This window comes from Amycolatopsis balhimycina FH 1894 (assembly GCF_000384295.1).
GTDB lineage: Bacteria > Actinomycetota > Actinomycetes > Mycobacteriales > Pseudonocardiaceae > Amycolatopsis > Amycolatopsis balhimycina.
The window spans coordinates 10,648,749-10,666,858 of record NZ_KB913037.1 but is presented as its reverse complement, the minus strand read 5'-3'; the positions used below and the strand labels follow the sequence as shown (position 1 = coordinate 10,666,858).

The window sequence follows — 18,110 nt, the reverse complement described above, 5'->3', positions numbered from 1 at the left end:
GTCAGCCCTTCACGGATCCGGTCAGCCCGCCGACGATGCGCCGTTCGGCGAGCACGAAGAACGCGAGCGCGGGGATCGCCGACAACGCGGTGAACGCCAGCACCCGGGCGGTGTCCTGGGAGTAGGCGGACTGGAACATCGCGACGCCGAGCGGGAGCGTGAAGTGCCCGGAGTCGTTGAACACCAGCAGGGGCAGCAGGTAGGTGTTCCAGCTGGTGACGAAGGCGAGCACGGCGACCGTGGTGAGGGCCGGCGTCGAGAGCGGCAGCAGGATGCGCCAGAAGAAGCCGAGCCGGGTGGCCCCATCGAGCACGGCCGCGTCCTCGATCTCGCCGGGGATCGCGTGCATGAACGGACGCAGGATCACGATCGTCACCGGCAGCGAGAACGCCGCCTCCGGGATCGCCACGCCCCAGAAGCTCTCGAGCAGGCCCAGCTGGCGCAGCCACAGGTACAGCGGCAGCGTCGCCACGCCGATCGGGAACAGCAGGCCGAGCGTGAACAGCGTGTAGACCGCCTCGCGGCCCTTGAACTGGTAGCGCGAAAGCGCGTACCCGGCCATCGAGCCGAGCCCGACGGCGAGCGCGGTGGCGATCACCGCGATCAGCGCGCTGTTGCCGAGGAAGGTCCAGAACGCGCTCGAACCGAGCACCTTGGCGTAGTTGTCGAACACCCACGGCCCCGGCAGCCCGGCCGGGTCGGTGTTGATCTGCCCGTTGGTGCGGAACCCGCCGAGCACCACGAACAGCAGCGGCACGACGGTCACGCCGACCACCACGATCGCCGCGAGGTAGCCCATCGACAGGCCGAACTTGCCGGACCGCATCAGCCCACCATCCTCGTCAGGGCCCCCTGGGTGTCGCGGCGCAGCGCGAACCGCTGGTACAGCAGGGCGAACACGAAGCAGATGACGAACAGGATCACCGCCACCGCGGAGCCGAACCCGAACTCGTAGCGCTTGAAGCCGTGGTCGATCAGGTAGGTCGCCATCGTCGTCGACGCGTTCGCCGGGCCGCCCGTCGTCATGATCCACACCAGGTCGAACAGCTGCAGCGAGCCGATGACGGACAGGAAGATCCAGATCCGGATGGTCGGGCCGAGCAGGGGCAGCACCACGTGCCGCGTGGTCTGCCACGCCGACGCGCCGTCGAGCGCGGCGGCTTCGCGCAGTTCGGCGGGCACCCCTTGGAGCCCGGCGAGCAGCAGGATGATCCCGAAGCCGATGTACTTCCAGGTGATCACCGCGAAGAGCGTGTAGAGCACGATGCTCGGATCGGCCACCCACAGGTGGATGAGGCCGCCGAGACCCACGCCCTTGAGCACCTGGTCGGCGAAGCCGCCGGGCTGAAGCATGAGGAACCAGATCACCGCGGTGATCGCCTCGGAGAGCACGTAAGGCGCGAAGACGAGGGCGCGCAGCACCGCGCGCCCTCGCAGCTTCCGGTTCAGCAGCAGCGCCAGCCCGATCGACAGCGGCAGCTGCACCACGATCGACAGCCCGGCGATGATCAGGTTGTGCACGATGGCGCTCTGGAACACCTTGCCGCTGAAGGCGTCGACGTAGTTGTCGAAGCCGATGAAGTCGTCCAGCGGGCCGAAGCCGTTCCACTTGAACAGGCTGTAGAAGGCCGCGATTCCGATCGGCACCAGGACGAACCCGCCGAACAGCAGCAGCGCCGGCCCGAGCAGCAGTGTCAGCTCGAGCCGGGTGCGCAGCCGGGACCGCTTCGCCCGGGGCGTGACCGCCGGTGCGGACGGCTGCGCCGCCGTCCGCACCGGGGTCGTCGCCGTGGTCACTTGTTGCCCGCCGCGGCCTGGTTGACGGCCGTCACGATGCCTTCCGGGGTGCCCTGGCCGGCGAACATGTTGGCCACCGCGTCGTTCAGCGCCGCGCCGACCGCCGTCGGGAACGCCCGGTCGAAGTACATCTGCAGGTACGGCGCCTTCGTGCCGTAGTCGTAGACCTCGCGGAGCGTGTCGGTCTTCAGCGACTTCGCGGCGACGGTGTTGACGGGCAGGCCGGCCCCCTGCGCGGCGAGCTGCGTCTGCACCGGCTCGCTGCCCAGGTACTGCAGGAAGTCCGCGCACGCCTTCGACGCGCGGGTGGTGCAGGCGAAGCCGTCACCGCCGCCGAGCACGGCCGCCGGGTCGCCCGCGCCGCCGGGCACGGACGGGAACGCGAACCAGCCGACCTTCGAGTCGAGCTGCTTGTCCTCGGTCAGCGACGACATCGTGCCGGGCTCCCAGTCGCCCTGCAGCTCCATGGCGGCCTTGCCGTTGGCGACCAGACCGGCCGAACTGCCCGCGCCCTGCTGGGCGGGCGTCCCGGCGAACCCGGTCTGGAACGGCTGGGTGGCGAGGAAGTTCTTGAGGTCCTGCCCGGCCTTCGTCCAGCACGGGTCCTCGAGCTTGACCGCCTTCACCGACTGCTTGAGCACGTCGACAGAGCATTCGCGGACGGCGAAGTAGTTGAAGTAGAAGGCATCCGGCCAGCGGTCCTTGCCGCCGACGGAGATCGGCGCGATGCCCTTGGCCTTCAGCTGTGAGACGGCGGTGTTCAGCTCGTCCATGGTCTTCGGCGGGGTGGTGATCCCGGCCTGGGTGAACAGGTCCTTGCGGTACCAGAACCCGACGAAGTGCTGCTCGAACGGCACGCCGTACTGCTTGCCGTCGACCTGCCAGTTCTCCCCGAACTTGCCGGTGGTCTGGGTGATCCACGGCTTCGTGGCGTCGGTGATGTCGGCGACCTTGCCCGAGGTGATCTGCGAGGCCAGGTCGCCCGCGCCCCAGGACTGGTAGATGTCCGGCGGCTCGGCCGACTGCAGGGCGAGCGGGACCTTGGTGCCGAAGTCCTCGTTCTGCAGCGGCTGGGCCTTGATCGTGACGTCGGGGTGCGCCTGGTGGTAGTCCGCGATGACCTTTTCCCAGATCGACTTGATCGGGTCGGTGGTGCCGTTGTGCCACCAGGTCAGGGTGACCGGGCCGCTCGGCTGCGCGGGTGTTTCGTTCCCTCCGCTGCACGCTGCGAGCGCGAGCGGGACGACGGCTGCCAAGGCGGCGAGAACGGTGATCCGGCGTTTCACAAACATCGTGGGTCCACTCCTGACGACTTCGGCCGAGTTGGACGGGGCGGCTTGAGCGCCCGGGTTGGCGAAGAGTCTGCTCCCGGGACAAATGCTGTGTCAATCGTTGTCGATAACGTTTTCCATGGTTAGTCTGAGCCGATGCAGCCCAGTTCCAGGGTGACCATCCGTGACGTCGCCGCCCGGGCCGGCGTCTCGGTGGCCACGGTTTCGAAGGTGATCAACGATCGCTACGGCGTCTCCGCCGCGACGCTCGCGCGAGTCCGCGCGGTGATCGAAGAACTCGGCTACGAGGCCAGTCTCGTGGCGCAAAGCCTGAGAAACCACCGGACGAACGTCATCGGGATCCTGGTCGCCGACCTCGAGCCGTTCTCGACCGAGCTGCTCAAGGGGGCCGCGGACGCCATCCGCGGCAGCGGGTTCGAACTCGTCGTCTACTCCGCCGGCGGGCGTACCGGCGACCCGGTGGGCTGGGAGAAGCGCTACCTGTCCCGGCTGAGCGGGACCCTCGTCGACGGCGCCGTGCTGGTCACGCCGGCCGTGTCGCTGGAAGCCGTGCCCGGCACGCCGGTCGTCGCCGTCGACCCGCACACCGGGCCCTCGGACCAGCCGACCATCGATTCCGACAACCTGCGCGGTGCCCAGCTGGCGACCGAGCACCTGCTCGAGCTCGGCCACCGGCGGATCGCGTTCCTCTCCGGCCGCCCCGACCTGCAGTCCGCCGAACTGCGGAAAAACGGGTACCTGCGGGCTTTGACGGCCGCGGGCATCGCCCCGGACGAAGACCTGATCCGGATCGGCGCCTACGACCCGGAGGTCTCCGCGGCCTCGGCCCACGCCCTGCTGACCGGCCCGGACCGGCCGACCGCGGTGTTCGCCGCCAACGACATCTCGGCGATCGCGACCGTCGGCGCGGCGGCCGAGCTCGGCCTTTCGGTGCCCGACGACCTTTCCGTGGTGGGCTTCGACAACGTGCCCGAGTCCGCGCTCTGCAGCCCGCCGCTGACCACGGTGAACCAGCCGATCCGCGAGATGGGCCACCGCGCGATCGCCATGCTCATCGCGCTGATCAACGGCGCCGAGGTCGAGCACACGCACGTCACCCTCGACACCGGTCTGGTCGTGCGGCGCTCGACGCGCGCCGTCACCTGACCTCCTCTTCCGGCATCTCCTTCGAAGAAGGGCGGAAAGCCTTGACCACGCAGCCCACCACGGCCGGAGAGCCGTGGCGCGACCCCGCGGCCGACCCGGGCGAACGCGTCCGGGCCCTGATGGCCCGGATGACCCTGCGCGAGAAGCTCGCCCAGCTCTACGGGGTCTGGGTCGGCATCGACTCCGGCGGCGAAATGGCGCCGCACCAGCACGACTTCGTCGACGCCGCGGTCGATTTCGACGACCTGGTCCGGCACGGCATCGGGCAGCTGACCCGCGTCTTCGGCACCCGGCCGGTCGACCCGGTGATCGGGGCGCGCAGCCTGGCGCGCACCCAGCGGCAGATCGTTTCCAGCGGCCGGTTCGGGATTCCCGCGGTGGTGCACGAGGAATGCCTGACCGGGCTGGCCGCGTGGCAGGCCACGATCTACCCGGCCCCCCTGTCGTGGGGCGCGACCTTCGACCCGGACCTGGTGCGCCGGATGGGCGAACGGATCGGCCGGACCATGCGCGCGCTGGGCGTGCACCAGGGGCTCGCGCCGGTCCTCGACGTCGCGCGCGACCTGCGCTGGGGCCGGATCGAGGAGACCATCGGCGAGGACCCGTACCTCGTCGGCACGATCGGCAGCGCGTACGTCGCCGGCCTGGAGTCGGCGGGCGTGGTCGCCACGCTCAAGCACTTCGTCGGGTACTCGGCCTCCCGCGCCGGGCGCAACCTCGCGCCCGTTTCGGCCGGGCCACGCGAAATCGCCGACGTCCTGCTCCCGCCGTTCGAACTGGCGCTGCGCGCCGGGGCCCGGTCGGTGATGAACACCTACACCGACATCGACGGCGTCCCGGGCGCCGCCGACCCGTCGCTGCTGACGGGTTTGCTGCGCGACACCTACGGCTTCGACGGCACGGTGGTCTCCGACTACTTCTCGGTGGCGTTCCTGCACCGGCTGCACCGCGTCGCGGCCGACCGCGGCGACGCCGCCGCGCAGGCGCTGACCGCGGGCATCGACGTCGAGCTGCCCACCATGGACTGCTACGGCGAGCCGCTGCTCGCCGCGGTGGAAGGGGGCGCGGTCGACGCCGCCGCCGTCGACCGTGCCCTCGAACGCGTGTTGCGGCAGAAGTGCGAGCTGGGCCTGCTCGACGCGGACTGGGCGCCGGAGGTCCCGGAGGAGATCGACCTCGACGACGCCGAGTCGCGGGCGCTCGCCCGCGAGGTCGCCGAACGCTCGATCGTGTTGCTGCACAACGACGGGACGCTCCCGCTGTCCCCCGGCGCCCGGCTCGCCGTGGTGGGGCCGCGCGCGGACGCCGCCGGCGCGATGCTCGGCTGCTACTCCTTCCCGCTGCACGTCGGTGTCCACCACCCCGACGTCCCGTTCGGTGTCTCCGTGCCGACCGTGGTGGAGGCGCTGCGGACGTCGTTCGACGTGACCTACGCGCTGGGCTGCCCGGTCACCGGCGGGGACGACGACGGCATCGCCGAAGCGGTCGCCGCGTGCGCGGACGCCTCGGTGTGCGTGGCGGTGCTGGGCGACCGGGCCGGCCTGTTCGGCGGCGGGACGTCCGGCGAAGGCTGCGACGCGCCCGACCTGCGGCTGCCGGGCCGCCAGGAGGAACTGCTGGACGCCCTGCTGGACACGGGCAAGCCGGTGGTCCTGGTCCTGCTGTCCGGGCGGCCGTACGAACTTTCCCGGCAGCTGCCCCGGCTCGCCGCGGTGGTCAGCGGCTTCTACCCCGGCGAAGAGGGCGCGCCCGCGCTCGCGGATGTCCTCAGTGGACGGCTCGACCCGGCGGGCAGGCTGCCGGTGAGCTTCCCGGCGGCCGGGGCGAGCCAGCCGTCGACGTACCTGGCGGCGCCGCTGGGGCACCGCAGCGAAGTGAGCACGGTGGATCCCACTCCCCTGTTCCCCTTCGGGCACGGGCTGTCCTACGCGCCGGCGACGTGGCTGGACGTCAGCGCGACCGGTTCGCTCTGGCCGACGGACGGCGTCTGCCGGGTCCGGGTGACCCTGCGCAACGACCACCAGCGCACGACCTCCGAGGTCGTCCAGGTCTACCTGCACGACCCGGTGGCCGAGGTGGCGCGCCCCGAGCGCCAGCTGATCGCGGCGCGCCGCGTTTCCCTGGCGCCCGGCGAAACTTCGGTGCTCGAGATCGGCCTGCACGCGGACCTGACGTCCTACACCGGCCGCGCCGGGCAGCGGCTGGTCGAGCCCGGCGACGTCGAACTGCGGGTGGGGACGTCGAGCGAACAGATCGTCACGACCCTGCACTGCACGCTGACCGGGCCGCGCCGCACCGTCGGCTTCGACCGGGTCCTGACCCCGGAGTTCTCGTCGTGAAACGTCCTCTGGTGATCTTCTTCCTGGCCGTGCTGACCACCCTGTTCGTCGGGGCTTCCGCGCGTCCCGCACCGTCGCACTGGGTGGCGACGTGGACGTCGATGCCGCAGCTGACCGAGCCCGGCAACATGCCGCCGGCGCCGTTCACGGGCACCGACCGGGTGCTCGACAACGCGTCCCTGCGCGAGACGGCCCAGGTGACGGCCGGCGGGCCCCGGATCCGCCTGCGGTTCTCCAACGCCTTCGGCGGGGCACCGCTGCCGCTGACCGCGGTGTCGGTGGCTCGTCCGGTTTCCGGCGCCGCCGGGGTTTCCGCCGTGGTCCCGGGCAGCATCGTCCCGGTGACGTTCCACGGAAAGCCGTCGACGGTGGTCCCGCAGGGCGCGCAGGTCGTGTCGGACCCGCTGCCGTTCCCGGTGCGGCCGCTGGAGAACATCTCGGTGACGGCGTACCTGGCGAACGGCCAGGCGTCGACGTCGATCACCTCGCACCCGGGTTCGCGCACGACGTCCTACCTGCTGGCGGGCAACCAGGTGTCTGCTCTCGATTTGCCGGGCGCGACCCCGGTCGACCACTGGTACTTCCTCAGCGGCGTCGAGGTGCTGTCCCCGGCGTCGGCGGTGGCCGTGATCGGCGACTCGATCTCCGACGGCCGCGGCTCGACGACGAACGGCAACAACCGCTGGCCGAACGTGCTGGCTTCGCGCCTCCACGGTGTGTCGGTGGTGAACCAGGCTGCGGGTGGAAACCGCGTTTTGCAGGACGGCCTCGGCCCGAACGTGCTGGCCCGATTGGACCGCGATCTGCTGTCCACGAGCGGGGTTTCGTGGGCGATCGTGTTCGAGGGCGTGAACGACATCGGCACGGCCACCCCGGCGGCCGCGGCGGACGTCGCGGCACAGCTGATCGACGCGTACGACCAGATCCTGGTGCGAGCGCACGCGCAGGACATCCGGGTCTACGGAGCGACGATCACTGCCTTCGGCGGCAACACGGGGTATGACGCGCCGGAGCGGGAAGCGGCGCGCCAGCAGGTGAACGCGTGGATCCGCCAACCGGGCCACTTCGACGCACTGCTGGACTTCGACAAGGTGACCCGCGACCCGGGCGCACCGTCCCGGCTGCTGCCGGCGTACGACGTGGGCGACCACCTGCACCTGAACCCGGACGGCTACCGGGCGATCGGGAACAGCGTCCCGGAGCGGCTGTTCAGCGGGGACTGACCGGCGGCACCGGGATGACGATTCCACGAATTTTCGCTTTCGGACGAAATCGCTTCTGGTGGCAAATTCCTGTCCCGGAAAATTCCTTTTCCGCCGACGCGGCAAAAACAGGGCAGTGCGTGACCGTCGCTGACCGCTGATCCCGGTCTGACGGACGGTGACCGCAACCCGGCCGAGGTGAAGCGCGGCTGAATATCCGTTGGGGCACAGGCAAGTCTCGAACCCGAGCCCCTGTGATCCGCGTCATGTCCGTACCCCTATAGTGGCGCCGTCTGCTCGTCCCCACCCGAAGTCGTCGATCCCGGAAAGGGAACCCATGTCCGACGTCATCAACAGCATCTTCGGCCGCCCCAAGAACGAAACGCCCGGCTCCGGCGAGTACGGCTACGAACCGGTCGCCACCGAACCGGTCGCCGTCGCCGAGGAGCCGGCCGAACCGGCCGGCGACACCGGCACCGCCGTCGAGGACGAAGAGACGGATTCGTCGCCCGAGGCTGCCGCGGCCACCGAAACCGCCGACGACGACTCCATCGACGGTGACGAGGACGAAGACGGCACCGAGGACAGCACCGAGACCGTCGAAGCGGAGACGGCCGAGGACGACACCGACGCGGACGAAGACGCCGACGAGGAGTCCGTCGAGGAGTCTGCCGTGGACACCGACGCGGCCGTCGCCGAAGAGGACACCGACGGGGACGACGACGCCGACCAGGCACTGGCAGTGGTCGCGACCGAGGAAACCGAAGAGGCCCCGGCCGAGGTAACCGAAGAGACCTCGGCCCGCCCGGCCGCCGCCACGCGCGGAGCGACCACCGTGGCCGACGCGGTCGTCACGAAGGTCGTCACCGGCGTCGCCCGCAAGACCGAAGGCGTGCACGACCTTGCCGGGGACCTCACGGTCGTGGTCGACGGCGAGGTCGTCACGATCAGCGTGCCGCTGGTGATCGAGTTCGGGCACGCGGTCAAGCCGCTGGCCGAGCGCATCCGGGTCGACGTGATCGACGCCGTCGAGCGGCTTCTGGGCCTCGAGGTCGACAACCTGGACGTCCACATCGCGGACATCCACCTCGGCGACTGACCGCGCCGGCCGGGGCGTGGTCCCGCGGGCGCACCGGGACCACGCCCCGGCCGGACGTTCGTCCGCGACTTTCCTGGCAGGGCGCGGGAGGCGAACCAGGCCGCCTCCTCCGCCGTCGCCACCATCGGGGCCATCACCGCCGGCAACTCCGGGCGGTCGAACGCGATCCGCAGGCCACGGTCGACGCCCTGGCCGAGCTGATCGCCCAGGACCTCGACGCCTGACCGGTTCAGCCTGTCGTGAAGGCCACCTTCAGGAACTTCAAGTTCCTGAAGGTGGCCTTCACGGCGTTCGGCTCAGGCCGGGCCGAGCAGGGCGATCGAGGCACGCACCGCGAGCTCGGTGACGTCGCCGGCCCGGCCGCCGTCCTCGACGGTGGTGGCGATCAGCTCCCGCAGGCCGCCCAGCAGCATGATCGACAGCTGACGGGACGGTGGGCAGATGCCCGCCGCGCGCATCTCCGCCGTGTCCGTCAGCCGCTGTGTCATCGCGATGAATCCCTCCATCGCGTCGCGCTGCAGGTCGCGGGCCGAAGCGCCGAGCGCCGGTACGTCCCGGATCCAGCTCAACGTGATCGCCGGCTCGGACTCCGCGCACGCGATCCACGCTTCGATGGCCTGCCGCACTTGGACCGCCCAGGGGGCGCGCGGGTCGACGGCGTCGGAAATCTGCCGGATCATCGAACGGTTCGCCTCGGCCAGGAGCGCGATCAAGCACTCTTCACGGCTGGAGAAGTGTTCGTAGAACGTCCGGCGGGAGGTGCGGGCGCGGCGGACGATGTCGGCGACCGTCGTGTCGCGGAAGCCGTCCTCGGTGATCGACGCGGCCAGCCCGTCCAGCAGCCGCTGCCGGAACCGGCGGGTGTCGACGTCCACGGAAGTCACGCTATACCCCTCCCTTGAAACCGGATGGTACACCGGCGTACCGTACCGACGGTACGCTCGCGTACCACCTTCCGGGAGGGTCGATGACGACCATGACAAGCCCCACGACGCTGCCGCCGGGGCCCACCGCGCCCCGCGCCGTCCAGGGCGCCTACGCGCTGACGCAGCCCCTGCGCGGCATGCGGCGGCTCAAAGAGCGCTACGGGGACGCCTTCACAGTGAACGTGCCGATCTTCGGCAACGCCGTCGTGATCAGCGATCCCGCCGAGATCAAACAGCTGTTCACCTCGGGGCCCGACCTCGTCGACAACCTCGAGGTCAACCTCGGGCGCGTGCTCGGGTCGCGGTCGATGTTCGCCCTCTCCGGCGAGGAACACCGGAGGCAGCGCAAGCTCCTGGTACCGCCCTTCCACGGACGGCGGCTCGCGGCGTACGAGAAGATCGTCGAAGAGGAGACCGTCCGCGAGCTGGCGAGCTGGCCGGACAGGAAAGCGTTCGCGACGCTGCCGTCGATGATGCGGATCACCCTCAACGCCATCCTGCGCGCGGTGTTCGGCGCCGAAGGGGCCGAGTTCGCCGAGCTGCGCGAACTGCTGCCGCCGTTCGTCACCCTCGGCTCCCGGCTGGCCGTGCTGCCGATTCCCAAGAAGGGCCGCTTCAACCCGTGGCGCCGCTTCGAACGGATGCGCCGCGAGTACGACGCCATCGTCGGCCGGCTGATCGCCAAAGCCCGGCCGGACGGGGACGACGTCCTCTCGATGATGCTGCAGACCCGCTACGACGACGGGTCGAAACTGAGCCGCGAAGAGATCAGCGACCAGCTCCTCACCCTGCTCACCGCCGGCCACGAGACCACCGCGACGACGCTGGCCTGGGCCGTCGAACGCCTGCGCCGCCACCCCGCGCTGCTGGCGGAACTGGAAGACAACGGGAAACTCCTCGACGCCACCATCCTCGAGGTCCAGCGCACCCGCCCGGTCATCGACCTCACCGCCCGGCAGGTCAAGCAGGACGGCTACCGGCTCGGCCGCTGGACGCTGCCGAAGGGGTACGCGGTGCTCGTGAGCATCGCGCTGATCCACGACGACGACGTCGTCTTCCCCCACGCGGCCACCTTCGACCCCCACCGCTTCGAAGGCGCGCGCCCGGACCTCTACCAGTGGATCCCGTTCGGCGGCGGCACCCGCCGTTGCCTCGGCGCCGCCTTCGCGACCATGGAGATGACCGTCGTGCTGCGGACCCTCCTGCGGGACTTCACGCTGGTACCGACCGAAGCGCCCGGCGAGCGCTGGCACTCCCGGGGCGTCGCCTATGCCCCGGCCAAGGGCGGCCGCGCGATCGTGCGCCGCCGGATGACCGGAGGTGCTTCTTGACCGAGCGGATCGCGGACGTCGGCCGCGGGATTTCCCTGGCCTACGAACGGATCGGGGATACCGGCGCCGAACCCCTGGTCCTCGTCGCCGGGCTCGGCCAGCAGCTGCACAGCTGGCCGGACGCCTTCTGCGCCCAGCTCGCCCAGCGCGGCTACGAGGTCGTCCGGTTCGACAACCGGGACGCCGGGGGCTCGACGCACCCGCGCTTCCGGCCGCCGAGCCTCCTCGGCATGCTCGCGGGGCGGTTTCCCCCGCAGCAGTACGACCTGGCGGACATGGCCGCCGACACCATGGGCCTGTTCGACGCGCTGGACCTCGAGACCGCCCACCTCGCGGGTGTCTCCATGGGCGGCATGATCTCCCAGACCACCGCGGCGCGGTACCCGGACCGGATCCGCACCCTGACGTCGATCATGTCGACGACCGGGTCGCGCCTGCTCGGCCGCCCCGCGCTCTCGACGTTGCGGATGATGGGCGCGAAACCGCCGAAGTCCCGCGAAGAGGCCGTCGAGAGCGCCGTCCGGATGTTCCGCCACATCGGCTCGCGCGGCTTCCCGTTCGACGAGGCCTGGGTGCGCGAGACGGCCGCGAAGGGCTGGGACCGCGACCCGACCGCCGGTGGCGTCGGCCGCCAGCTCGCCGCGATCATGAAGTCCGGCAACCGGACGCCGCTCCTGCGGAAGATCACCGCGCCGACGCTGGTGATCCACGGCGACCGCGACCGGATGGTCCACCCCACCGGCGGCGCCGCCACCGCCCGCGCGATTCCCGGCGCCCGCCACGAAACCGTCCGCGGCATGGGCCACGACCTGCCCGAAGGCGCGTGGCCGGCCGTGCTCGACCTCATCGACCAGCACGCGAGGAGCAGCGATGTCCCGGCCCCGTAACCGGCACAGCATCACCGTGCACCCCGGCGGCATCACGACGAACATCGCGCGCAACGCCCGGATGCGCCGCGACCCCGAAGGGCTGGGCCGCACGAAGGAACAAATGGCCGCGCAGTTCGAGGCCATGACGATGACGTCGCCGGACAAGGCGGCGGCGATCATCCACGCGGGGGTCGACCGCGGCAAGGCCCGCATCCTGGTCGGCCCGGACGCCTACCTGTTCGACGCGCTCGCCCGCGTCACCCCCACTCACTACAACGCCGTGCTGACCCGCGTCATGCGGCGACGGCGGACGGAGGCCGTGTGACATGACCGAACACGTCGACGTGCTCATCGTCGGCGCCGGGTTGTCCGGCGTCGGCGCGGCCCACCACCTGCGGACGGCGTTCCCGCGCAAGACGTTCACGATCCTCGAGGCCCGCGACGCGATCGGCGGCACGTGGGACCTGTTCCGCTACCCGGGAATCCGGTCAGATTCGGACATGCAGACGCTCGGCTACCGGTTCCGGCCGTGGACCGACGCGAAGGCCATCGCGGACGGCCCGTCGATCCTGCGGTACGTCCGCGACACCGCGGCCGACGCCGGGATCGACCGCCATATTCGCTTCGGGCACAAGGTGGTTCGTGCCGCATGGTCCACGGAGGACGCACTGTGGACGGTCGAGGCGGTGCACGACGGGCAGCCCGTCGAGATCACCGCGAAGTTCCTCTACCTGTGCAGCGGCTACTACGACTATGAAGCCGGCCACACGCCGGAGTTCCCGGGCCTCGAGCGGTTCGGCGGCACCGTCGTGCACCCGCAGCACTGGCCCGAGGACCTCGACTACACCGGCAAGAAGGTCGTCGTGATCGGCAGCGGCGCGACCGCCGTGACGCTCGTCCCGGCGATGACCGATCGCGCCGCGCACGTGACCATGCTGCAGCGCTCCCCCAGCTACATCCTCTCGATGCCGTCGGAGGACGCGCTGGCCAACCGGCTCCGCGGCCTGCTCGGGCCGCGGCTGGCCTACCCGGTCGCGCGCTGGAAGAACGTCGCGGTCAGCACGCTGATCTACCAGCTCAGCCGGCGCCGCCCGGGTGTGGTCAAGGCGCTGATCCGCAAGGCGACGGCGAAGCAGCTGCCGCCCGGCTACGCCGTCGACACCCACTTCAAGCCGCGCTACCAGCCGTGGGACCAGCGCCTCTGCCTGGTCCCCGACGGCGATCTGTTCCGCTCGATCCGCCGCGGCGACGCCTCGGTCGTCACCGGCCGGATCGCGGAGTTCACCCCGGGCGGGCTGCGGCTGCAGTCCGGCGCCGAGCTCGAAGCGGACGTCGTCGTCACCGCCACCGGGCTGCGGCTGCTGGCCTTCGGCGGCATCGGGCTCTTCGTGGACGGCGCCCCGGTGAAACTGCCGGAAACCATGGCGTACAAGGGAATGATGCTCAGCGGCGTGCCGAACTTCGTCTTCACGATCGGTTACACGAACGCGTCGTGGACGCTCAAGGCCGACCTCGTCGCCGAGTACGTCGTCCGGCTGCTGCGTCACCTCGACCGGAACTCCTACGACCAGTGCGTGCCGGTCAACGACGACCCGGCGGTCGCCGAGCGGCCGCTGCTCGACTTCGACGCCGGCTACGTCCAGCGCTCGATCGGCGAGTTCCCGAAAGCCGGTTCGCGGGCGCCCTGGCAGCTGGGCATGAGCTACGCGCACGATGTCGTCAAGCTCCGGCACGGCCGCCTCGACGACGGCGCCCTGCGTTTCTCGCGGCGATCGGCGGGAGCGGGCAGACTGACCGCATGACGCTTGGTACCTCGCCCGCCATGGGCCACTGACATGCACTCCGCGGGACTCGTGCTGCACCCGCGCCGCGACTCGGCGGCCGCCGTCGAAGCCGTGCTCGGCTGGGCGGGCAACCGGGGCATCGAGATCCTCGGCATCGCCGACGAGATCGTCCGCCTGAACTGCGCGGCGGTCGGGGTGACGCCCGAAGAGCTCGGGCGCCGCTCCGACCTGGTGGTCAGCCTGGGCGGCGACGGGACGATGCTGCGGGCCATGCGGCTGGCCGACGGGCAGCGCGCGCCGGTGCTCGGGGTGAACCTCGGCAAGCTCGGCTTCCTGGCCGAGGTCGACGTCCCCGACCTGCCCGGCGCGCTCTCGGCCATCGACGAGCACCAGTTCACGGTGGAACCGCGGCTGGCCGTGGACGCCGTGCTGGAGGGGCGCCGGATCACGGCGTTCAACGACATCGCGGTGGTGCGCGTGCCCGGCGAAGGGAGCGCGGTGGTCGCGGTCCGCGTCGGCGGCCAGCCGTTCGTGAGCTACTCTGCCGACGCGGTGGTCGTGGCGACGCCGACCGGCTCGACGGCGTACAGCTTCTCCGCGGGCGGCCCGATCACCAGCCCGGCGGTCGAGGCGCTGCTGGTGACGCCGGCGGCGCCGCACTCGGCGTACAGCCGGGGCGTGGTGCTCTCGGTGCACGACGAAGTGACGCTGGAGCTGCTGCCGACGAGCGGCCGGCTGGCGGTGGAGGTCGACGGCCAGGTCCAGGGTTACGTGTCCCCGGGCGACCGCTTGGACCTGCGCGCCCGCCCGAGCGCGGCGCGGGTGGTCCGGCTCGGGATGACGACGTTCTATCAGCGGGCGCGGCGCAAGCTCCGGCTCACCGACTCGGCGGAAATCCCGCAGGACGGCGACCACTGACGGCCGTGTCCTGCGTCACATCGGGAACGTGTAGGCAATGGTCACGGAATGGTCACGGGTAGCGTCCGCTGCTTCGCCTGAACCAGCCGAGCCGTCCCGGAGTGTTTCACCGCATGCTCTGTCCCGCACCCGTCCTTCCGTCGCTGCGCGCCCGTCTGCTCGTGCCCAGCGCAGTGGCCGCCTTCGCCGGCGCCGTCGTCCTCCTCGCCGTGCTGCACCTCGACCGGCGGCTCGCCCCCCTCGACCCGGTCACCACGATGCTGAGCGACTACGCGCTGAGCCCCGGCCGGTGGATGTGGGACGGCGCGCTCCTGCTCACCAGCTCCGGCTCGGCGCTGCTGCTGGTCGCGCTCTACCGCCGTGGCCTGCTGGCCAATCCGGCGCTGGTGGCGGCGAAGGCACTGTGGTGCGTCAGCCTGCTGGCGGTCGCGATCTTCGCCAAGGATCCGCAGGGCGGCGCGATCACGGCCACCGGCAAGATCCACCTCTACGCCTCGGCCGTGACGTGCCTGAGCCTGCCGGTCGTCGGCTGGGCACTGGGCAGGCGGCACCGCGACGACCCGCGCTGGCGGCGGTTCGCCACCTGGTCGCGCCGCCTCGCGCTGGCCGCGATCCCGTTCTACCTGCCGTTCATCGTCCCGTTCGCGGTGAACGTCGTGCTCGGCGGCCACCTGCCGACCGTGGCGACCGGGCTGGTGGAACGTCTGATGATGGTCCTGGAGATCGCACTGCTGGCCGTGCTGGGCCACTGGGCCCACCGCGCGATGCGCCCGGCCCGGATCTCCTACGCCGCCACGTAACTCGCGTGATCCGGGCCGTATCCCGCGTGATCGGAGCCGTAACTCGTGAGTTCCGGCCCCCATCACGTCAGTTCCGGGTCCAATCACGCGAGTTCCGGCTCTGGTCACGCGAGTTACGGGGTCGGCTGGTCCTGGGTGCGGTGCAGGAGCCAGTCGCGGGCGGTGCGGATCAGGGCGTACCGCACCGCGCCCGCGCGGCCGTGCAACGTGAACAGGATCCGCTTGGCCGTCCGGTCGTGCTCCTCCCACCAGCCCGTATCGGCCACCTTCTTCGTCTCGTCTTCGTAGGCGAGGTGGTCGAGCGCGTGGTCGGGCACGGCGACCGCCAGCCGGTTCTCCGCGGGATCGGGTGGGAGGCCGCGCGGCACGGCCCACGACCGCAGCACGCCGTCCTCTTCCAGCCGGAGGTCGAAGTGGTGCCGCGGGCGCCAGTGCTCGTGCAGCACGAAAGCCGGTCGCCGCTCGCTCATGTCAGTGCGCCCGCTCGTGGCTTTCCTCGAGCGAAAGGCCGCGCTGGCGCGCTTCGACGATCGACCAGAACCGCGGGCACCTCACGGGCTCGCCTGCCGGACATTGCCGCCCGTGCTCCAAGGCGGTGCGGGCCACCTCGATGCGGTGCTGCTGCTCGGCCAGTTCGGCCAGCTTGCGCTCGATCAGCTCCTGCCGCGACGGCCCCGTGATGAACCGCTCGATCTCGGCCAGCGAGAAGCCGATCTCGCGCAGGAAAACGATCATCCCGACATCCCGGACCGCCGACGTGGCGTAGCGCCGACGCCCCGCCGCGCGGGCCGACGGCCGCACCAGGCCGAGTTCGTCGTAGTACCGCAGCGTGGTCGCCGGCACGCCGGTGCGCTCGGCGAGTTCGCCGATCGACAACGTCGCTCGCGTGGGCTCGGACATTGACTTCGAGCCTACTCGAAGTGGTTCGCTCGCCCCATGGAGATCGAAGAGAAGGTGCTGGGCCGCTTCCTGCCGTGGTGGGCCCGGCACGGGGGCCTGGCCCAGTTCCACCGGCCGGCCGGAGCCGCGGGGTACCTCGCCGGCTGGATCATGGGCCGTCGCTCGTCGAACGTCGCGCGCAACCGCTGGGCCGCGGAACTGCTCGACGTGCGGCCGGCCGGCCGCGTCCTCGAACTCGGCTGCGGTCCGGGCGTGGCCGTCGCCGCCCTCGCCGCGCGGGCGAGCCGGGGCCTGGTGGTCGGCGTCGACCATTCGCCGGTGGTGCTCAGCCAGGCGCGCCGCCGCAACCGGGCCGCCGTCCGGGCCGGGCGGGTCCGCCTCGTCTGCTCGCCGGTCGAAAACCTGTCCCTCGACGAGGAAGCGTTCGACGCGGCGCTCGCCGTCAACACCGTCGGCATGTGGCCCGAACCCGCCGCCCGGCTGCGCGAACTCGGCCGGCTGCTGCGGCCCGGCGGTCGCATCGCCTTGGTGTCCCAGCCCCGTTGCCCCAGCGCCACCGCTGCGGCCGCTGCCGAGGAGCTGACCGGCCTGCTCGCCGAAGCCGGGTTCGAAGACTTCCGCACCGGAACCCTCGACCTCGACCCGCCCGTCGTGTGCGTCCTCGCGCACGTGGCTAAGTTGGGTTCCTGACGGAGTTCAGGGGGAGGCCGGGTGAGCGTCGCCGGGAGTGTGCTGCCGGTCGCGGCCACCGTGGCGCTCCTCGTGTTCGCCGTGCGGCTGGCGAACGAGCCCCGGCGGCTCGGCAACGCCGTCTGGCTCGGCGTCGCGATGCTGCTCACCGCGTTGTGGCTGCTGCGTACGGCACTGCACCTGGACTGGCTGACACCGGTGCTGTTCGGTCTGCTCGGGGCCGTGGTCGTGGTCGTCGCGCTGGGGCTGCCGATCGCGTTGCTCTTCAACGGCGTGCGGATGTGGCGGCGGGAAGGGCACAGCGCCGGGAACCTGCTGTCGCTCGGCCTGGGCGTGGGGCTGATCGTGCTGGAGGCGCTGTTCTTCGTCCCGCTCGGCCGGTGGGGCTCGGCGCTGGTGGCCACCGCGGCGGTGCTCGCCTGCTACTTCGGGTTCCTGTTCGTGTCGCTGCTCGGCTATTCCGTGGTGTACAGCCGGATCGGCCGCCGCGGCGGGTTCGACGCGATCATCGTGCTCGGCTGCGGCCTCGACGGCGACCGCGTGCCGCCGCTGCTCGCCGGGCGGCTCGACCGCGCGATCCGGCTTCACCGCCGCGAGACCTCGCCGCCGCTGCTGGTCGTTTCCGGCGGACGAGGTCCCGGCGAGACGGTCACCGAAGCCGAAGCGATGCACGTCTACCTGCGGGAGCACGGCGTGCCGGAGGACCTGATCCGGCGTGAAGACCGGGCCCGGACGACCGAAGAGAACCTCCGGTTTTCGGCCGCGCTCCTCCCGGCCGAGAACCGGCAGGTGGTGGTGGTGACCAGCAACTACCACGTGTTCCGGACGGCGGTGGAGTGCCGCCGCCTCGGCCTGCCGTTCCACGCCACGGGTTCCCCGACGGCACGGTACTTCCTGCCGAGTGCGCTGCTGCGCGAGTTCGCGGCGCTCATCCTGCACTACCGCCGGACGACGATCGCGGCGTGCGTGCTGATCGTCGGTGCGGGTTTGCTCGTCACCATCCTGACCTGAGCGGCT

General features: G+C 71.1%; 18 protein-coding genes. 12 read left to right on the top strand and 6 right to left on the bottom strand.

Annotation, left to right across the window (positions count from 1 at the left end; genetic code table 11):
* Position 1: 1 nt before the first annotated feature.
* Genes A3CE_RS0148935 through A3CE_RS0148925 form a run of 3 tightly spaced genes read right to left on the bottom strand, consistent with a single transcriptional unit; the run spans position 2 to position 3,089 of the window.
* Positions 2 to 826: a carbohydrate ABC transporter permease gene (locus A3CE_RS0148935; protein WP_020647461.1), complete on the bottom strand. Its 825-nt coding sequence runs from the start codon at positions 824 to 826 to the stop codon at positions 2 to 4.
* On the bottom strand, positions 826 to 1,797 hold the full coding sequence (locus A3CE_RS0148930) for a carbohydrate ABC transporter permease (protein WP_020647460.1): 972 nt from the start codon (positions 1,795 to 1,797) through the stop codon (positions 826 to 828). Before A3CE_RS0148930 ends, A3CE_RS0148935 begins: the two co-directional genes overlap by 1 nt.
* Positions 1,794 to 3,089, bottom strand: a complete 1,296-nt coding sequence (locus A3CE_RS0148925) for an extracellular solute-binding protein (RefSeq protein WP_026469603.1) — start codon at positions 3,087 to 3,089, stop codon at positions 1,794 to 1,796. Before A3CE_RS0148925 ends, A3CE_RS0148930 begins: the two co-directional genes overlap by 4 nt.
* 135 nt (positions 3,090 to 3,224) lie before the next feature.
* Between A3CE_RS0148925 and A3CE_RS0148920 the strand changes: the two genes are divergently transcribed.
* The 4 genes from A3CE_RS0148920 (at position 3,225) to A3CE_RS0148905 (ending at position 8,875) form a co-directional block, all read left to right on the top strand.
* Positions 3,225 to 4,235 (top strand): LacI family DNA-binding transcriptional regulator, encoded by a 1,011-nt coding sequence (locus A3CE_RS0148920; RefSeq protein ID WP_185839829.1) that lies wholly within the window; start codon positions 3,225 to 3,227, stop codon positions 4,233 to 4,235.
* 41 nt (positions 4,236 to 4,276) lie between these two features.
* Positions 4,277 to 6,574, top strand: a complete 2,298-nt coding sequence (locus A3CE_RS0148915; protein ID WP_020647457.1) for a beta-xylosidase/alpha-l-arabinosidase — start codon at positions 4,277 to 4,279, stop codon at positions 6,572 to 6,574.
* Positions 6,571 to 7,797, top strand: coding sequence for an SGNH/GDSL hydrolase family protein (locus A3CE_RS0148910; protein ID WP_245589755.1), 1,227 nt, complete (start codon positions 6,571 to 6,573; stop codon positions 7,795 to 7,797). The genes A3CE_RS0148915 and A3CE_RS0148910 overlap by 4 nt, the downstream gene beginning before the upstream one ends.
* 316 nt (positions 7,798 to 8,113) lie before the next feature.
* On the top strand, positions 8,114 to 8,875 hold the full coding sequence (locus A3CE_RS0148905) for an Asp23/Gls24 family envelope stress response protein (RefSeq protein ID WP_020647455.1): 762 nt from the start codon (positions 8,114 to 8,116) through the stop codon (positions 8,873 to 8,875).
* Positions 8,876 to 9,171: 296 nt separating this feature from the next.
* On the opposite strand, the gene A3CE_RS0148900 is transcribed toward A3CE_RS0148905, so the two are convergent.
* A complete protein-coding gene (locus tag A3CE_RS0148900; protein WP_020647454.1) occupies positions 9,172 to 9,759 on the bottom strand; it encodes a TetR/AcrR family transcriptional regulator in 588 nt (195 codons plus the stop codon).
* An 83-nt stretch (positions 9,760 to 9,842) separates the two neighbouring features.
* Between A3CE_RS0148900 and A3CE_RS0148895 the strand changes: the two genes are divergently transcribed.
* The 6 genes from A3CE_RS0148895 to A3CE_RS0148870 all read left to right on the top strand — a co-directional run bounded on the left by A3CE_RS0148895 (position 9,843) and on the right by A3CE_RS0148870 (position 15,503).
* Positions 9,843 to 11,132 (top strand): cytochrome P450, encoded by a 1,290-nt coding sequence (locus A3CE_RS0148895; RefSeq protein WP_020647453.1) that lies wholly within the window; start codon positions 9,843 to 9,845, stop codon positions 11,130 to 11,132.
* Entirely contained in the window at positions 11,129 to 12,019 is an 891-nt protein-coding gene (locus tag A3CE_RS0148890; RefSeq protein WP_020647452.1) for an alpha/beta fold hydrolase, read from the top strand. The genes A3CE_RS0148895 and A3CE_RS0148890 overlap by 4 nt, the downstream gene beginning before the upstream one ends.
* Positions 12,003 to 12,326, top strand: a complete 324-nt coding sequence (locus A3CE_RS0148885; RefSeq protein WP_020647451.1) for an SDR family oxidoreductase — start codon at positions 12,003 to 12,005, stop codon at positions 12,324 to 12,326. The genes A3CE_RS0148890 and A3CE_RS0148885 overlap by 17 nt, the downstream gene beginning before the upstream one ends.
* A 1-nt stretch (position 12,327) precedes the next feature.
* Positions 12,328 to 13,803 (top strand): flavin-containing monooxygenase, encoded by a 1,476-nt coding sequence (locus tag A3CE_RS0148880; protein WP_020647450.1) that lies wholly within the window; start codon positions 12,328 to 12,330, stop codon positions 13,801 to 13,803.
* A 33-nt stretch (positions 13,804 to 13,836) separates the two neighbouring features.
* Positions 13,837 to 14,703 carry an NAD(+)/NADH kinase gene (locus A3CE_RS0148875; RefSeq protein WP_020647449.1) on the top strand — a complete coding sequence of 289 codons (867 nt, stop codon included), beginning with the start codon at positions 13,837 to 13,839 and terminating at the stop codon, positions 14,701 to 14,703.
* Between the two features lie 161 nt (positions 14,704 to 14,864).
* A complete protein-coding gene (locus A3CE_RS0148870; RefSeq protein WP_245589754.1) occupies positions 14,865 to 15,503 on the top strand; it encodes a DUF998 domain-containing protein in 639 nt (212 codons plus the stop codon).
* 113 nt (positions 15,504 to 15,616) lie between these two features.
* Here A3CE_RS0148870 and A3CE_RS0148865 read toward each other — a convergent pair whose 3' ends face one another.
* Together A3CE_RS0148865 and A3CE_RS0148860 are read right to left on the bottom strand one after the other, a co-directional pair.
* The gene (locus A3CE_RS0148865) at positions 15,617 to 15,973 is read right to left on the bottom strand and encodes a DNA polymerase ligase N-terminal domain-containing protein (protein WP_020647447.1); all 357 of its coding nucleotides are present in this window, start codon (positions 15,971 to 15,973) and stop codon (positions 15,617 to 15,619) included.
* A gap of 1 nt (position 15,974) precedes the next feature.
* Positions 15,975 to 16,403 carry a MerR family transcriptional regulator gene (locus tag A3CE_RS0148860; RefSeq protein WP_020647446.1) on the bottom strand — a complete coding sequence of 143 codons (429 nt, stop codon included), beginning with the start codon at positions 16,401 to 16,403 and terminating at the stop codon, positions 15,975 to 15,977.
* A 36-nt stretch (positions 16,404 to 16,439) separates the two neighbouring features.
* On the opposite strand from A3CE_RS0148860, the gene A3CE_RS0148855 reads away from it, so the two are divergent.
* Positions 16,440 to 17,093 carry a class I SAM-dependent methyltransferase gene (locus A3CE_RS0148855; RefSeq protein ID WP_020647445.1) on the top strand — a complete coding sequence of 218 codons (654 nt, stop codon included), beginning with the start codon at positions 16,440 to 16,442 and terminating at the stop codon, positions 17,091 to 17,093.
* A gap of 21 nt (positions 17,094 to 17,114) precedes the next feature.
* Positions 17,115 to 18,104, top strand: coding sequence for a YdcF family protein (locus A3CE_RS0148850; RefSeq protein WP_020647444.1), 990 nt, complete (start codon positions 17,115 to 17,117; stop codon positions 18,102 to 18,104).
* The last annotated feature ends 6 nt before the right edge of the window (positions 18,105 to 18,110 follow it).

Excerpts from the sequence above, each read along its gene's own strand:
- A3CE_RS0148935 (WP_020647461.1), bottom strand. The coding sequence starts at position 826 with ATGCGGTCCGGCAAGTTCGGCCTGTCGATGGGCTACCTCGCGGCGATC.
- A3CE_RS0148925 (WP_026469603.1), bottom strand. The coding sequence starts at position 3,089 with ATGTTTGTGAAACGCCGGATCACCGTTCTCGCCGCCTTGGCAGCCGTC.
- A3CE_RS0148920 (WP_185839829.1), top strand. The coding sequence starts at position 3,225 with ATGCAGCCCAGTTCCAGGGTGACCATCCGTGACGTCGCCGCCCGGGCC.
- A3CE_RS0148905 (WP_020647455.1), top strand. The coding sequence starts at position 8,114 with ATGTCCGACGTCATCAACAGCATCTTCGGCCGCCCCAAGAACGAAACG.
- A3CE_RS0148895 (WP_020647453.1), top strand. The coding sequence starts at position 9,843 with ATGACGACCATGACAAGCCCCACGACGCTGCCGCCGGGGCCCACCGCG.
- A3CE_RS0148885 (WP_020647451.1), top strand. The coding sequence starts at position 12,003 with ATGTCCCGGCCCCGTAACCGGCACAGCATCACCGTGCACCCCGGCGGC.
- A3CE_RS0148880 (WP_020647450.1), top strand. The coding sequence starts at position 12,328 with ATGACCGAACACGTCGACGTGCTCATCGTCGGCGCCGGGTTGTCCGGC.
- A3CE_RS0148875 (WP_020647449.1), top strand. The coding sequence starts at position 13,837 with ATGCACTCCGCGGGACTCGTGCTGCACCCGCGCCGCGACTCGGCGGCC.
- A3CE_RS0148865 (WP_020647447.1), bottom strand. The coding sequence starts at position 15,973 with ATGAGCGAGCGGCGACCGGCTTTCGTGCTGCACGAGCACTGGCGCCCG.
- A3CE_RS0148860 (WP_020647446.1), bottom strand. The coding sequence starts at position 16,403 with ATGTCCGAGCCCACGCGAGCGACGTTGTCGATCGGCGAACTCGCCGAG.
- A3CE_RS0148855 (WP_020647445.1), top strand. The coding sequence starts at position 16,440 with ATGGAGATCGAAGAGAAGGTGCTGGGCCGCTTCCTGCCGTGGTGGGCC.